The organism is Hydrogenophaga sp. FG152, assembly GCF_057809615.1.
This window is the reverse complement of the sequence record NZ_JBMDKH010000002.1, coordinates 206,462-220,400: the sequence shown is the minus strand read 5'-3', so window position 1 is coordinate 220,400 and position 13,939 is coordinate 206,462. Positions and strand designations below refer to the sequence as shown.

The following is a 13,939-nucleotide window of genomic DNA, read 5'->3' as shown; positions in this document are numbered from 1 at the left end:
GTCAGCGCTCCGGCGTGGGGTTCGTTGCCGCCGGCTGCGACGGTTCGAACACGGTGACGTACTGCGTGATGCCCGGCGTGACCGGGCGCATCTGCAGCTGGCGCGCGGCCAGCAATTGCACGCGTGCCGGCGTGGCCTGGGCGCGTTTCTGCACCTGCAACTGCTCATGCTCGGACTCCAGCTTGCGCGCCTGGGCCTGCGAGCGGTCCAGCGCGGTGTACAGCCGGCGCGATTCGTACTGGGTGTGCACGAGGTAGAAGGCGCTCGCGATCACGGCCGCCAGCAGCACGAGGTTCAGGCGGATCATGCCGGCGCCTCCGTGCGCTCGGCCACGCGCATGACGGCGCTGCGCGAGCGCGGATTGGCCTTGACTTCCTCGTCGGAAGGCATCACGCGCTTGAGGCCGCACAGGGCCATGGGCGCGGGTTCGGCGAAAGGCACGCGGCGGTCCACCACGGCGCGCGAATGGCGCGCCATGAACTGCTTGACCATGCGGTCTTCCAGGGAATGGAAGCTGATCACCACCAGTTTTCCTCCGGGACGCAACACGTGCAGGCTGGCCTCTAGCGCTTGTTGCAACTCTTCAAGCTCGGCGTTGATGAAAATCCGAAAAGCCTGAAATGTGCGCGTTGCAGGGTCCTTGCCCGGCTCGCGGGTTTTGACCGCGCCAGCCACGACTTCGGCCAGCTCGCTGGTGGTTCGAAAAGGGCCCCGTTCCTGTCGGCGACGATCAATCGCCTTTGCAATCGATTGAGCAAACCGTTCTTCGCCATAGTCACGAATGACCTCCGACAGGGTTGAGACCTCGGCCGTCTCCAGCCACTGAGCCACGCTCTGGCCGCGCGTGGTGTCCATGCGCATGTCCAGAGGTCCGTCGTGGCGAAAAGAAAAACCCCGTTCGGGGTCGTCGATCTGCGGGGAGCTCACGCCCAGGTCCATCAGCAGGCCGTCGGCGCTCGCATCGCCCAGTTCGCCCAGGTGGCTGAACCCCTCGTGCCGGATGGAAAAACGGCCATCGCTGGCCGCCAGGTCCTTTGCCGCCTGCACCGCCTGCGGATCTTTGTCGAAGACGGTCAGCCGCCCCTTGCGGGACAACTGCTCGAGGATCAGCCGGGAGTGACCGCCGCGCCCGAAAGTGGCGTCGACGTAGTGCCCGTCCGGGTTGATGCCGAGGGCTTGCACAGCCTCGTTCAACAGGACGGTTTGATGGTTCCATGCGCCTTGCACCATGGCCCTTAGAAAGAAAAGTCCTTGAAGACATCGGGCATCTCGGCCTTCATGGCTTCGGCTTCCTGCGCCGCGTAGACCTGCGCATCCCACAGCTCGAAGTAGGCGCCCATGCCCAGCAGGACCACGTCCTTGCTGATGCCGGCTCCCGCGCGCAGCTCGGGCGAGACCAGCACACGGCCGGAGGTGTCCATGTCCACGTCCATCGCATTGCCCAGGAAGATGCGCTTCCACCACTGGGCCTGCATGGGCAGGGAGGCGATGCGGTCACGGAACTGTTCCCAGGCGCTGCGGGGGAATACCATGAGGCAGCCGTGGGGGTGCTTGGTGATGGTGAGTGCCGCGCCCAGGGCGTCCCGGTGCCGGGTCGGCATGGACAGCCGGCCCTTCACATCGAGACTGAGAGAAGACGCACCCTGGAACACCGCTTTTAGCCCTTAGAAGACACTTTTCACCACTTAATTGCACTTTTTTCCACTTTATCAGGAAATACCCTGCGCACAACGGGTCGGCTACACATTTTTTCAATGAAATCAACCACTTAGGAAGCATTTAGAAGCTTTATCACGGTCAAAAACACATTAAAAGCAAGCACTTACAACAAGCACTGCATGTGAAGCTTCAAAACCCTGTTACATGCAGGGCTGTATGAATGATCAGGTGGGAGAAAAAGGGCCGGCGCGACGCCCGCGACGCGGGGTGCGGACGGGCCGAAAGGGCGCTCGGCGCGAAGCCGAGGCCCTCGGGGTTCAGAGGATGTAGCGCGAGAGGTCTTCGTTGCGGCTGAGCTCGCCCAGGCGGGCGTCCACGTAGGCCGCGTCGATGGTGATGGTCTGGCCTTGCAGCCGCGTGGCGTCGAAGCTGACTTCATCCAGCAGGTGTTCCATCACCGTGGAGAGTCGGCGTGCACCGATGTTCTCGGTGCGCTCGTTCACGTCGTAGGCGATCTGCGCAAGGCGGCGGATGCCCTCGGGTGCGAAGGCCAGCGTCACGCCTTCGGTGGCCAGCAGCTCCTGGTACTGCTTCACCAGCGAGGCATGGGTCTGCGTGAGGATGGCTTCGAAGTCGTCCACCGACAGCGACTGCAGCTCGACGCGGATCGGAAAGCGGCCCTGCAACTCGGGAATCAGGTCGCTCGGCCGCGCGAGGTGGAACGCGCCGCTGGCGATGAAGAGGATGTGATCGGTCTTGACCACGCCGTATTTGGTGGACACCGTGGTGCCCTCCACCAGCGGCAGCAGGTCGCGCTGCACACCCTGGCGCGACACCTCGGCCCCGCCCGCGTCGCTGCGCGAAGTGACCTTGTCGATCTCGTCGATGAACACGATGCCGTTCTGCTCGGCGTTGTGCAGCGCGCGGGTCTTGATCTCTTCCTCGTTGACCAGCTTGCCCGCCTCTTCGTCGATCAGCAGCTTCATGGCCTCGGCGATCTTGAGCTTGCGCGTCTGGCGCTTGCCGGCCCCCATCTGGCTGAACATGCCGCGCAGTTGCTCGGCCATCTCTTCCATGCCGGCCGGGCCCATGATCTCCATCGACGGACGCGCCTCGGCCAGGTCGATCTCGATTTCGCGCTCGTCGAGCTGGCCTTCGCGCAGCTTCTTGCGGAAGTTCTGGCGCGCGGTGCCCTCCGGCGTGACCACGGCGGACGGCTCGCCCGCCATGCCCCGCGGCGGCGGGATGAGCACGTCCAGAATGCGGTCCTCGGCGGCGTCTTCGGCGCGGGCACGCTGCTTGCGCATCTCGACCTCGCGCGTCTGCTTGATCGCGATCTCGGCCAGGTCGCGGATGATGCTGTCCACGTCCTTGCCCACATAGCCCACCTCGGTGAACTTGGTGGCCTCGACCTTGATGAAAGGCGCATCGGCCAGGCGGGCCAGGCGGCGCGCGATCTCGGTCTTGCCCACGCCGGTGGGTCCGATCATCAGGATGTTCTTGGGCGTGATCTCGGGCCGAAGTTTTTCATCGACCTGCTGGCGCCGCCAACGGTTGCGCAGAGCAATGGCCACGGCGCGCTTGGCGCCCTTCTGGCCGATGATGAAGCGGTCGAGTTCGGAAACGATTTCCTGGGGCGTCATGGAGGACATTACAAAACCTCCACGGTGTGGTTCATGTTGGTGTAGATGCAGAGCTCGCCCGCGATCGCGAGCGACTTGCGCACCACCTCTTCCGCGCTGAGGTCGGTGTGGTCGATCAGGGCTTTGGCCGCGGCCTGCGCGTACGCGCCACCGGAACCGATGGCCACGATGCCGTGCTCGGGTTCGAGCACGTCGCCGTTACCGGTGATGATCAGCGAAGCGCTGTGATCGGCCACCGCGAGCATGGCCTCGAGGCGGCGCAACACGCGGTCGGTGCGCCAGTCTCGCGTGAGTTCGATGGCAGCGCGCACCAGATGGCCCTGGTGCTTTTCGAGCTTGGCCTCGAAGCGCTCGAACAGCGTGAAGGCGTCGGCGGTGGCGCCGGCAAAACCCGCAAGCACCTGGTCGCGGTAGAGCTTGCGCACTTTGCGGGCCGTGCCCTTGACAACGATGTGGCCCAGCGTGACCTGGCCGTCACCGCCGATGGCGACTTGCACGCCCTGGGGTGTCTCGCGCCGCACGCAGACGATGGTGGTTCCGTGAAATGATTCCATGGCGCTTCAGTTGAGGACGGTCTGTGCGATTGCAACGGCGCCGCGCGCGTTTGTGCAACAGAAATGCAGGACGGCCGGTGGCGGCCTCGGTCAGTCGATGCGGACGACCACCTTGGCGTATTCGGTGATGCCGATCACGTGGAAGAACGCCGACACCAGCCGGTGCGCGTCCACGAACTGCACCACCCGGCCTTCGGCGTGGTGGTTCGACACCCAGTTGAGCAAGGTGCCCGCGGCCGAAAAGTCGACCCGGATCAGGTTGCGGCAGGAAATGATGAGCACGTCGGCACCTTTGAGCTTGCGCTCCAGCGCCTCGAGCGTGACCTGCGGGTCGCCCCGGATCTCGCCCGAGAGTTCGACCAGACCCAGTTGGCTGTAGTCACCCGCTTCGCTATCAAGCACCGATTCGCTGTGCGGGAAGCCCGACGCCACCTGCTCCAGCACCGATTCGCCCAGCACCGATTGGCCGGCCTCGCCGGGCCTGTCCGCCGACTGCGACGAGTAGTAGCAGCGCGGCTTTTCCCAACCCGGTGGCGACACCTCGTAGGTCACGCAGAAATCGAGCGCGGTGAGTTCGAACTCGTCCGGCCGGTTCATGACGCGCAGCACCGCCATGCGCAACTCCCACCAGAGCTGTTCGACGTCACGGCGGCCCGAGGGCGTCTGGCTCTTGAGCAAGTCCCGGAACGGCGACGACCCCTGGAAGCGCAACTCCACTTCCTGGTCGCCCCACAAGGTGAAGATGCCCAGCAACGCGCGCGCCGCCTTGAGATCCATGCTTTCAAGCGGCGTCCAATCGAGCACCCAGGGTTGTGCCGCGCGCAGCAGCACGTTCTGCAGGGTGCCCACCGCGTGCGCGTCCAGTTCCGGCTCGCTCACCCACACCGCGCGGTTGTGGCCGGTGGAGGGCACATAGACTTTGCCGGTCATGCCGGCCACGGTCTCGGGCATGTCGTACCACTGCGGCGCGGAACGGCTGAAGCGGTTGACGAAATCCACCGCGCGGCTCTCGAAGGGGGCGAGCTGTCCGGTGGCGCGGTACAGGTCGAACAGGGCCAGCCAGTCTTCCTTTTCGTCGGCTTTGGCGCCCCCCTCACCCAAGACCTCCAGCAGGCCCTGCTCCGCCCCGGCGTCATCGCCATTGGCAAAACGGATCGCGGCCTCCTCCACTTCGGGGTCCTGCGCGATCTCCTGCACATCCAGGGCGTAGAAATGCGAGGCCGAGAACTCCTGGCCCGAACTGCGATGCTCTTTCGTGGCCGTGGGCGCCACCAAGCCGGTGCGCGCAGGTGGCTGTGGAGGCGGCGGCGCAGCGGACGCCACCTCGCGTTCCTGCGTCGGGCTCCAGCTCTTGCGCAGGGCAGCGGGTGCCGAGGCAGACGCCGGGAGGTTCAGCGCCGGGATGTCCAGCGACTGCACCGTCGCAGGCGCGGAGGCGGTCGGATTGGGCAAGGGACCGGGCTCGGTCTCGTCGTACTGCGCCTTGCGCTGCCGGACGCTGGACTCGGGCACGCTGGGCGCCAGGGGCACCTGCTTGGATTTGGCGGAGGCAAGGTTGCCTGGGCCGTGGGTGCCGGTGTTCAGGCCGGAGCCGGTGCTGACCAGGGAATCGGGCCCCTTGGTCTTCCACCATTGCATCGACATCTGGGCCTCGATCTCGTCGATCTTCTTCAGGGTCTCTGCCCGGTCGTCCGGCTTGGACGGCAGGCTGCTCTGGAAGAACGAAGGACGCATCCCAGGCCCTTCGGCCCCGGTGCCCTCGCGGCTGCGGATCTTGCGCAGCATGTCGAACTCGCGCTTGCGCACGAAGTCGTTGCGCCGCTTGCGCTCGATCATTTCCTTGAGCGCGGCCTTGCTGTACTCGCTCTCGCGATCGGCCGTCCGGGTGTCCAGGTCCGACCAACTGGTGGTCGGATGGCGCACGAACTTCACCACCTTGGACAGGAAGCCGCCGCTGGAGTCGTCCTTGGACATGGAAAGTCGGTACCGGAAATGAAACGGGAACTGAAACGAACGGAGGGGGACTGGGCTCAGTCCCCGAACATCTTCTGCTTGAGCTCCCGGCGCTGCTGGGCTTCGAGCGAAAGGCTGGCCGTGGGCCGGGCCATCAGGCGACCGACACCGATGGGCTCGCCGGTTTCCTCACAGTAACCGTAGTCGCCGGAGTCGATGCGCGCGATCGCCTGTTCGATCTTCTTCAGCAGTTTGCGTTCCCGGTCCCGGGTGCGCAATTCGAGCGCGTGTTCTTCTTCGATCGTCGCGCGATCGGCCGGATCGGGCACGACCACGGTGTCTTCACGCAGGTGTTCGGTGGTTTCGCCAGCGTTGGCCAGCATGTCGGCCTTGAGCTGGGACAGCTTGCGACGGAAGTAGGCCAGCTGCAGGTCGCTCATGTACTCACTGTCGGGCATGGCTTGCACGTCCAGGTCGGTGAGTTGCTCGACCGGCAGGGTCTTCCAGTTGTTGGCCCGCTTGGGGTCTTTCTGGATGGAGGATGGCACGGGAGGGGTCATGACGGCACGTTGATTCATATGGGAGAAAGTCGCTTTGACAGCGTCTGGGGCGTGGGTGGGGACCACGGCGGCCTGCGTCATCTGTTCCATCATGACCTTTTTGGCCGCCCGCTTGCCCAGGGGGCGAGGGGTGGGCTCCACCACGACCGGTGGGGGAGCCGCCGGGCGCTTGGCGCTGGAAGGTTTGGAAACAGGGGCTGCGGCAGGCGCGGCCTTGGGAACCGAAGGGGTCACGGAGAATACAGCCGCTTTGGCAGCGGACTGGGTCGTTGCTTTGGGGGCGGCCTTGGCCGCCGGTTTGACCGCAGGGGTGGCCGCCTTCACCGGCGCGCGCGCGGCGGTTTTGGCGGGCGTGGCCTTGGGGGCGGGTGACTTCTTGGCCACCACCGCCTTGCCCTTGGCGACCGCCTTGACCGCTGCCTTCACCACCGGCTTGGCCGGGGTCTTGGCTTTGGCTGCAGGCTTCGCGGCGGTCTTGGCGGGGGTTTTCAGAGGGGTCTTGGCAACGGGTTTGACCGCGGCCTTGGCCACGGGTTTGGAGGGTTTGGCCGCAGGCTTGGCGGCCGTTTTCTGGGTTTTGGCCACCGTTGTGGTCTTTTTCGCCGCCGACGCGCGTGCCTTGGCTCCCGACGCGGCGGGTTTGCCTGATTTCGCTGTCCTGGTTGCCGGGGCTTTCACAACGGGTCTCCTCTCAGTGACTGACGAAGCGGGATCTCGGGCGGTGCGCTGCGGCGGGCTGGGCCCGAGACGCATCGCGGTGGGCCGCCGGATGCGACGTTATACCCTCATTGCCGAACGGCTCTCGGCATTGGTCGATCGGTGCCCGAAAAGGCGGCCGGCCGGCCAACTTGGGCCGCGATTGTAACGAGCCCCGCCTGTTCCTCCCGGAATCCCGCACCGGGGCCCGGGCCCGTCGTTGGAGAAGCGAGACAAACGGCACGTTCAGCTCCGCTGGAGACGAGGGGGCGGGAAGGCGTTGCGGACCATGCCCGTCAGGCCAGGCTCTGGTCCAGGCCCTGCACCAGGATGTCCTTGGGCAGGTCGATGCCGATGAAGACCATCTTGCTGGTGCGCGGTTCGCCTTCGGCCCACACGGGCCCGAGGTCGCTGCCCATGAGCTGGTGCACGCCCTGGAAGATCACCTTGCGGTCGGTGCCCTGCATGTGCAGCACGCCCTTGTAGCGCAGCATGCGCGGGCCATACACCTGCACGATCGCGCCCAGGAAATCCTCGAGCTTTTCCGGGCTGAACGGGCGTGTGGCGCGGTAGACGAAGCTTTTCACATCGTCATCGTGATGGTGGTGGTGGCCATGGCCGCCGTGGCCGTGCTGGTGCGAGGGGTGATTGCAGTGCTCACCGTGCTCGTGGTCGTGGTGCTCGTGCGCATGGTCGTCGTGGCCATGGTCGTGCGCGTGATCGTGGTCATCGACCTTGAGAAAGTCGGGGTCGATGTCGAGCTTGGCGTTGAGGTTGAAGCCGCGCAGGTCGAACACTTCCTTGAGCGCCACGTCGCCGAAATGCACCGGGCGCATGGGAGCGCGCGGGTTCATGTGCTTGAGGCGGTGCGTGAGGGCGCCCAGGTCTTCCTCGCTCACGAGGTCGGACTTGCTGATGAAGATCTGGTCGGCAAAGCCGACCTGGCGGCGGGCTTCCTGGCGTTCGTTGAGTTGTTCGGCCGCGTGCTTGGCGTCGACCAGCGTGAGGATGGAGTCCAGCAGGTACTGCTCGGCAATCTCGTCGTCCATGAAGAAGGTCTGGGCCACCGGGCCCGGATCGGCCAGGCCGGTGGTTTCGATGACCACGCGCTCGAAGTCGAGTTCGCCCTTGCGCTTTTTCTGTGCGAGGTCCTGCAGGGTGGCGCGCAGGTCGTCGCGGATGGTGCAGCAGATGCAGCCGTTGCTCATCTGGATGATGTTTTCGGTGGTGTCGGCCACCAGGATTTCGTTGTCGATGTTCTCTTCACCGAACTCGTTTTCGACCACGGCGATCTTCTGGCCGTGTGCCTCGCTGAGCACGCGCTTGAGCAGCGTGGTTTTCCCAGAGCCGAGGAAGCCGGTGAGGATGGTCGCGGGGATGAGTGACATGGCAGGCGCTGGCAGATGAGGGGGTGGCGAAATGGGCAACCGGGAAGTGTATGCCACCCTCGCGTTTTATGCCTCTTTCGGGGTATGCAAAAAACAGGCCTGATGGGGGGCTGCTTTCCTCGGTTTCGCTCCACCGGGTCTGGCGAGGTCGGGTGGTCCGGGCATGCTGGCGCCGGCCGCTCGCGGGCGACTGCCCGGGTTCACCTACGTCGCTTCATCAACACCGGGCAGGCGTGCTTGCTTTTGTGGCAACCGCGAATGGGGCCAGCGCCCTCATGCCCGGACCACCCGCCCCACGACAAAAGTTGGCACGCCTTCGGTGGTGTGCCCGCGCTTCTTGCGGGTCGGTGGCGATGCCCGAATGCGCAGGCCCCCATTCGCGGTTGCCACAGAGGGTGCGCGCCAACCTGGTGTTGACGAGGGGGTTGCGATGGACCCGGGCAGCCGCCCGCGAGGAGGGCCGGAGCAGTCGGGCATCGCCACCGGCCCGACGCGAGGTCTCAACAAGAAAGAAGAACTCAGGGCCGCAGATAAACAAAGCCTTCACGCGCCTGCAGCCGGGCCACTTCGGCCACGCCAGAAGGCACGATCTTGGCTTCCATGGCCACCTTGCCCGGATCGATGTTGCGCGACACCAAAGTGTTGTTGCAGACAAAGAAGCCGACCCCCTTGGCAGACAGGTCGCCGATCGCCCCGGAGAACGGCTGGCCGGCCGTGTTGTTGGCGCCGTCCAGCAGGAAATCGATGCCCGCACCGTGCGTCACCACCACGATCTTGGCCGTGGGGTCCGCCGCCAGGTGGTTGCGGATGTTCTGAATCGCGCGCGTGGCCTGCGGGATGCCGTCGCTCAGGTGGTAGACCACCTTGACGGCCGGCTGGGTCTGGGCCTGGGCATTTGCCTGCAGAGATGTGGCCAGCACGGCGCCCAGCATCAGGGTCTTGAGCACGGCGAGAAACTTGAACATGGGTGTCTCCGGATGAAGTGAAGAAAAGCGATCGCGCGAGGCGGTCCAGCATCCTACAAGCATTGCCCCGGACAGGGGTCCTCAGGGGCATGCCTCAGCGGGAGCGCGGCGGTCGCGGCGTCGGCGTGATGTCCAGCGGCTCGGGTGCCTGGCCGGCCCGGCTGCCCGCGCGCGGATGCGCCGCGTCGTACACCTGCGAGAGGTGCTGGAAGTCGAGCCGGGTGTACACCTGCGTGCTGCTGATGCTCGCGTGGCCCAACAGCTCCTGCACCGCCCGCAGATCGCCGCTGGACTGCAGCACGTGGCTCGCGAACGAGTGCCGCAGCATGTGCGGGTGCACCGGCGTGGACAACCCGGCCAGCAGGGAGCGGCGCTTGAGCCGCACGCGAATGTGCTGCGGCGTCAGCCGCTGGCCGCGCGAGCCGATGAACAGCGCGGGGTCCTCACCGGCCCAGGCCGCGCGCTGCACCAGCCACGCCTCGAGCGCCGCCAGCGCCTGGCGCCCCACCGGCACGCTGCGTCGCTTGGAACCCTTGCCCAACACATGGGCCTCACCATCCTGCGCATCGATCCAGCCGCGCGCGCTGCCGCTGGCGGCCACGTCCAGCCCCACCAGCTCACCGATGCGCAGGCCGCAGCCGTACAGCAGCTCGGTGATGCAGGCGTCGCGCGCTTCCAGGGCCGGGTCGTCAGATGCCCCCTGGTGCGAAGCCAGCTGCACCGCGTCGTCCACCCCCAAAGCCTTGGGCAGCGGCTTGCCGGCCTTGGGCGCGCGCACGTCCTGCACCGGGTTGTGGTCCACGAGGCCCTGGCGGCCCAGCCACACATAAAAACCGCGCCACCCCGAAAGGATCAACGCGATGCCGCGCGCGCTGCGCCCGCCACCGTGCATCTGCGCGATCCAGCGGCGGATGTGGGCGTTCTGAACGGCCTTGAGGGCCACACCGGCCTCGCGGGCATGGGTGGTCAGGCGCTCCAGATCGAGCGTGTACAGAATGACGGTGCGGTCCGCCAGCCGCTTTTCCACCCGGACGTGGTTCAGGTAGGCCTGCACCAGCGCGGCATCGCCGCCCGTCCCCGTCGGGCCAGCCAGGGTGCGCTCGGGCAGGTTCATGGGCGCCAGAATCAGTACGGGGGGCGCAGGCGCGACAGGGCCGCGCTGGTCAGCTCACCGATGCGTTCGAGGAAGTCGGTGCCCATGTCGGGCGCGAAGCGCTGGGTGTCGGGTGAGGCCAGCACCAGCAGGCCAAAGGCTTGCGGCGCGATGCCCGCGCGCAGGGGAATCAGGGCCAGCGAGGCGGCCGAGGCCGAGTCGGCCAGCCACTGCGCCGCCTCCAGCCCCGGGTTGGCTCCGCAGTACGGGCGCATGAGCGACGAGGCAAACGCCTTCACGTCGTCGCTGGCACCCTGGGCGAAGGCTTCCTCCACGTACGCGGGCTCCACGTCCCAGACCTTGATGGCCACCTGTGGCACCAGGAAATGGTCGGCGATGGCCTTCGTGGTGACCTCGGGCAGCTCGCGCGCGTCGCGGGTCAGCAGCAGCTCGCGCGTCCAGCGTTGCAGCTTGTCGGCGATCACGGTGTTCTCGTTGCCGTGGCGGATCATCTCCGCGCCCTTGAGCTCCAGGCCCCGGATCTTCTCGCGCAGCATCTCGGCCTGGCGCTCCTGCAAGCTCACCGCGCGCTGGCCGTGCGGGCTGGTCAGTTGCACCGCCGCCAGCAGGCTGGCGTGGCGCTCGAAGAAGTCGGGTGTGTTCGCCAAATAGTTGGCGATGTCGTCTTCGGTGATCGGCGGGATGTGGTTGGCGTTCATGGCGTGTGCGGTTCGGTGGCGGGATCAGGCGAGGTCGGGAATGTCGATCTCGCCGTCGAAAACGGTGGTGGCGGGGCCGGTCATGAAAACGGGCTGGTCGTGGCTGGGGGTGTCTTTCCACTCGATGGTGAGCACGCCGCCCCGGGTGTGCACGTCCACCCGTTCGTCGAGCAGGCCCAGCCGGATGCCGGCCACCACGGCGGCGCAGGCGCCCGTGCCGCAGGCCAGGGTCTCGCCCGCCCCGCGCTCATAGACCCTCAGGCGCACCTCACCGCGGCTCACCACTTGCAGAAAGCCGGCATTGACGCGGCGGGGAAAGCGTTCGTGCGTTTCGATCCAGGGGCCCCAGGACGGCACCGGGGCGGCCTGCACGTCGTCCACCAGCAGCACCGCGTGCGGGTTGCCCATGGAGAGCACCGCCACCGGCACATCGCCGGCATAGGGCAGCGCCAGCGGCCAGCGTTCGAAGCCGCCCATGGGCTCGGGCGTGAGGCCCTCGGCGTTGAAAGGCACGCGATCGAGCGCGAACACCGGGGGGCTCATGTCCACCGTCACGCGGCCATCGGTGTGCATCTTCAGTTCCAGCTCGGCGTTCATCACCTTCACGCGCAGCGGGTTCTTCGCGCTCAGGCCCTTGTCGTGCACGTAACGCACGAAGCAGCGCGCGCCGTTGCCGCATTGCTCCACCTGGCCGCCGTCGGCGTTGTGGATCACGTACTCGAAGTCGAGCCCGCGCCCGGGCGAGGCGCGCACGCTGAGGATCTGGTCGGCACCGACACCAAAGTGGCGGTCAGCCAGAAAGCGGTATTGCGCGGCGCTCAGGCCCAGGCGACCTCGCGTCTCGTCAAGCACGACGAAATCGTTGCCGGCGCCCTGCATCTTGGTGAATCGGATGTGCATGGCCATCGATTATCCGCCCTGCGCCGCGCGGGCGTCAGCGCGCGGCGGCGCCTTGCCGCAAAATGACCGGATGGTCCGCCCCACCCAACTCCTCCATCCGCCCCGCCCCCTCGCCGCCGTGAGGCCCGCCGCCACCGTGCTGCTGCTGCGCGACAGCACCGACCCGGCCCGCCCCGGCATCGAGGTGCTGATGACCCGCCGCTCCATGACGGCCAGCTTTGCACCCGGGGCCTACGTGTTCCCGGGCGGCGGCATCGATGCCGCCGACGCCCAGGCCCACGGCATCGCCACCCGCCGGCCCACCCAGAGCGATCTGCACCTCACGCAGGCGATCGCGGCCATCCGCGAGAGCTACGAGGAACTCGGCGTGTTGCTCGCACACCGGGCCGACGGTTCGCCGGTGGACGACAGCGACATCGCCACGCTGGACCGCAAGGCCCCGTTCGCCGCGCAGTGCCAGGCCCGGGGGCTGACGCTGGACGGCGCGGGCGTGTTCGTGCTCGCGCACTGGATCACCGACCGCGACCTGCCGCGGCGCTTCGACGTGCCCTTCCTCGTGGCCCGCATGCCCGCCGGCCAACAACCGGTGGCCGACGAGGCCGAGCAGTTCGAGCCGTGCTGGGTGCGCCCGGCCGATGCGCTGGAGCGCCACAAGGCCGGCGGCTTCTTCATCATCTTCCCCACCATCCGCACGCTGGAGCGCCTGCAGGCCTACCCCACCGTGCAGGCCGTGCTGGACGCCTGTGCCCGCAACGACGAGCCGCTGTGGACGAGCTGCCCGCGCGCCGGCCTGGTGCGAGGCGCCGAAGAGCGCTACATGGAACACGAGTCCCCGTTCGGCGAGCTCGCCATGGTGTGCCCCGACGGACAGATGGTGCACAGCCTGGACTGGCAGAACGAACAGACGGTGTCCTTGCTGAAGAACGTGCAGCGCCTGACCGCGCCCAACCCCGGCTTCATGACCGGCCCGGGCACCAACAGCTACATCGTGGGCGACCCGGCCAGCGGCCACATCGTGATCGACCCGGGCCCGGACGAACCCAGCCACATCGAGCGCCTGTGGCGCGCGGCGGGCGGGCGCATCCAGGCCATCGTCTGCACCCACTCGCACCCCGACCACTCGCCCGGCGCGCCGCGCCTGCAGGCGCTGTGCATGGCGGCCGGCCTGGAGAAGCCGCCCATCCTAGGCCTGCCCAGCGCCCCCACCTCGCGCGAGAACAGCCGCTTCACACCCGAGCGCGTGCTGGCCGACGGCGAACAGCTCGTGCTGCTGGGCCAGGCAGGGGACGCCACGGTGTCGCACACGCTGGAGGTGGTGCACACCCCGGGCCACGCGGCCAACCACCTGTGCCTGGCGCTGGTGGAAGACGGCCTGCTGTTCACTGGCGACCACATCCTCAACGGCAGCACCACGGTGATCGACCCACCCGACGGCAACATGGGCGCCTACCTCGATTCACTGGACAAGCTGGATGCGCTGTGTGAACGCCACGGCATCGAGTTTCTGCTGCCCGCGCACGGCTACGTGCTGGGGGACCTGAAGCGCACGGGCGACAACCCCAGCGCCCCCGAGCATGGCGGGGCGCCCCCCCCCCCCCCCCATCGCCCACCTCAAGGCCCACCGCCTCGCCCGCGAGGCCAAGGTGGCGCGGGCCATGCAGGCCGTGCCCGAGGGCAGCATGGACGACTGGGTGAAGCTGGCCTACGACGACGTGCCCGACCGCCTGTGGCCGGTGGCCAAGCGCTCGCTGATGGCGCACGTGGAGCGCATCCAGAGCCTGGGCGGTTTCAACCTCTGAAGACGCGGGA

General features: G+C 67.1%; 12 protein-coding genes and 1 pseudogene. 1 reads left to right on the top strand and 12 read right to left on the bottom strand.

The features are described from left to right. Nucleotide 1: 1 nt before the first annotated feature. From ftsL to dapF, 12 genes are all read right to left on the bottom strand, one after another. A complete protein-coding gene (gene ftsL, locus ACODTB_RS03815) occupies nucleotides 2-307 on the bottom strand; it encodes a cell division protein FtsL (RefSeq protein ID WP_291118087.1) in 306 nt (101 codons plus the stop codon). Then, a complete protein-coding gene (gene rsmH / locus ACODTB_RS03810; protein ID WP_291118084.1) occupies nucleotides 304-1,230 on the bottom strand; it encodes a 16S rRNA (cytosine(1402)-N(4))-methyltransferase RsmH in 927 nt (308 codons plus the stop codon). The genes ftsL and rsmH overlap by 4 nt, the downstream gene beginning before the upstream one ends. 5 nt (nucleotides 1,231-1,235) lie before the next feature. Beyond that, on the bottom strand, nucleotides 1,236-1,652 hold the full coding sequence (gene mraZ, locus ACODTB_RS03805) for a division/cell wall cluster transcriptional repressor MraZ (RefSeq protein WP_291118081.1): 417 nt from the start codon (nucleotides 1,650-1,652) through the stop codon (nucleotides 1,236-1,238). Nucleotides 1,653-1,976: 324 nt separating this feature from the next. Beyond that, the gene (gene hslU / locus ACODTB_RS03800; RefSeq protein ID WP_291118078.1) at nucleotides 1,977-3,311 is read right to left on the bottom strand and encodes an ATP-dependent protease ATPase subunit HslU; all 1,335 of its coding nucleotides are present in this window, start codon (nucleotides 3,309-3,311) and stop codon (nucleotides 1,977-1,979) included. Beyond that, nucleotides 3,311-3,856 (bottom strand): ATP-dependent protease subunit HslV, encoded by a 546-nt coding sequence (gene hslV / locus ACODTB_RS03795; RefSeq protein WP_291118076.1) that lies wholly within the window; start codon nucleotides 3,854-3,856, stop codon nucleotides 3,311-3,313. Before hslV ends, hslU begins: the two co-directional genes overlap by 1 nt. Nucleotides 3,857-3,946: 90 nt before the next feature. Further along, on the bottom strand, nucleotides 3,947-5,830 hold the full coding sequence (locus ACODTB_RS03790; protein WP_291118073.1) for an STAS domain-containing protein: 1,884 nt from the start codon (nucleotides 5,828-5,830) through the stop codon (nucleotides 3,947-3,949). Nucleotides 5,831-5,886: 56 nt separating this feature from the next. Then, complete coding sequence (dksA, locus tag ACODTB_RS03785; RefSeq protein WP_488929109.1) at nucleotides 5,887-7,122, bottom strand: RNA polymerase-binding protein DksA; 1,236 nt, start codon at nucleotides 7,120-7,122, stop codon at nucleotides 5,887-5,889. Between the two features lie 239 nt (nucleotides 7,123-7,361). Then, nucleotides 7,362-8,453 (bottom strand): CobW family GTP-binding protein, encoded by a 1,092-nt coding sequence (locus tag ACODTB_RS03780; protein WP_488929108.1) that lies wholly within the window; start codon nucleotides 8,451-8,453, stop codon nucleotides 7,362-7,364. A gap of 518 nt (nucleotides 8,454-8,971) precedes the next feature. Beyond that, entirely contained in the window at nucleotides 8,972-9,418 is a 447-nt protein-coding gene (locus ACODTB_RS03775) for a DsrE family protein (protein WP_291117861.1), read from the bottom strand. Nucleotides 9,419-9,512: 94 nt separating this feature from the next. Then, the gene (locus ACODTB_RS03770) at nucleotides 9,513-10,532 is read right to left on the bottom strand and encodes a tyrosine recombinase XerC (RefSeq protein WP_291117864.1); all 1,020 of its coding nucleotides are present in this window, start codon (nucleotides 10,530-10,532) and stop codon (nucleotides 9,513-9,515) included. An 11-nt stretch (nucleotides 10,533-10,543) separates the two neighbouring features. Beyond that, complete coding sequence (locus ACODTB_RS03765; protein ID WP_291117867.1) at nucleotides 10,544-11,230, bottom strand: DUF484 family protein; 687 nt, start codon at nucleotides 11,228-11,230, stop codon at nucleotides 10,544-10,546. A 24-nt stretch (nucleotides 11,231-11,254) separates the two neighbouring features. Next, on the bottom strand, nucleotides 11,255-12,130 hold the full coding sequence (gene dapF / locus ACODTB_RS03760; protein ID WP_488929107.1) for a diaminopimelate epimerase: 876 nt from the start codon (nucleotides 12,128-12,130) through the stop codon (nucleotides 11,255-11,257). A 70-nt stretch (nucleotides 12,131-12,200) separates the two neighbouring features. Here dapF and ACODTB_RS03755 point away from each other — a divergent pair. Further along, nucleotides 12,201-13,929: pseudogene (locus ACODTB_RS03755) on the top strand (MBL fold metallo-hydrolase). Nucleotides 13,930-13,939: the final 10 nt, after the last annotated feature.

Excerpts from the sequence above, each read along its gene's own strand:
- dapF (WP_488929107.1), bottom strand. The coding sequence starts at position 12,130 with ATGCACATCCGATTCACCAAGATGCAGGGCGCCGGCAACGATTTCGTC.
- ACODTB_RS03770 (WP_291117864.1), bottom strand. The coding sequence starts at position 10,532 with ATGAACCTGCCCGAGCGCACCCTGGCTGGCCCGACGGGGACGGGCGGC.
- ACODTB_RS03775 (WP_291117861.1), bottom strand. The coding sequence starts at position 9,418 with ATGTTCAAGTTTCTCGCCGTGCTCAAGACCCTGATGCTGGGCGCCGTG.
- ACODTB_RS03780 (WP_488929108.1), bottom strand. The coding sequence starts at position 8,453 with ATGTCACTCATCCCCGCGACCATCCTCACCGGCTTCCTCGGCTCTGGG.
- ACODTB_RS03790 (WP_291118073.1), bottom strand. The coding sequence starts at position 5,830 with ATGTCCAAGGACGACTCCAGCGGCGGCTTCCTGTCCAAGGTGGTGAAG.
- dksA (WP_488929109.1), bottom strand. The coding sequence starts at position 7,122 with ATGCGTCTCGGGCCCAGCCCGCCGCAGCGCACCGCCCGAGATCCCGCT.
- ACODTB_RS03765 (WP_291117867.1), bottom strand. The coding sequence starts at position 11,230 with ATGAACGCCAACCACATCCCGCCGATCACCGAAGACGACATCGCCAAC.
- hslV (WP_291118076.1), bottom strand. The coding sequence starts at position 3,856 with ATGGAATCATTTCACGGAACCACCATCGTCTGCGTGCGGCGCGAGACA.
- hslU (WP_291118078.1), bottom strand. The coding sequence starts at position 3,311 with ATGTCCTCCATGACGCCCCAGGAAATCGTTTCCGAACTCGACCGCTTC.
- rsmH (WP_291118084.1), bottom strand. The coding sequence starts at position 1,230 with ATGGTGCAAGGCGCATGGAACCATCAAACCGTCCTGTTGAACGAGGCT.
- ftsL (WP_291118087.1), bottom strand. The coding sequence starts at position 307 with ATGATCCGCCTGAACCTCGTGCTGCTGGCGGCCGTGATCGCGAGCGCC.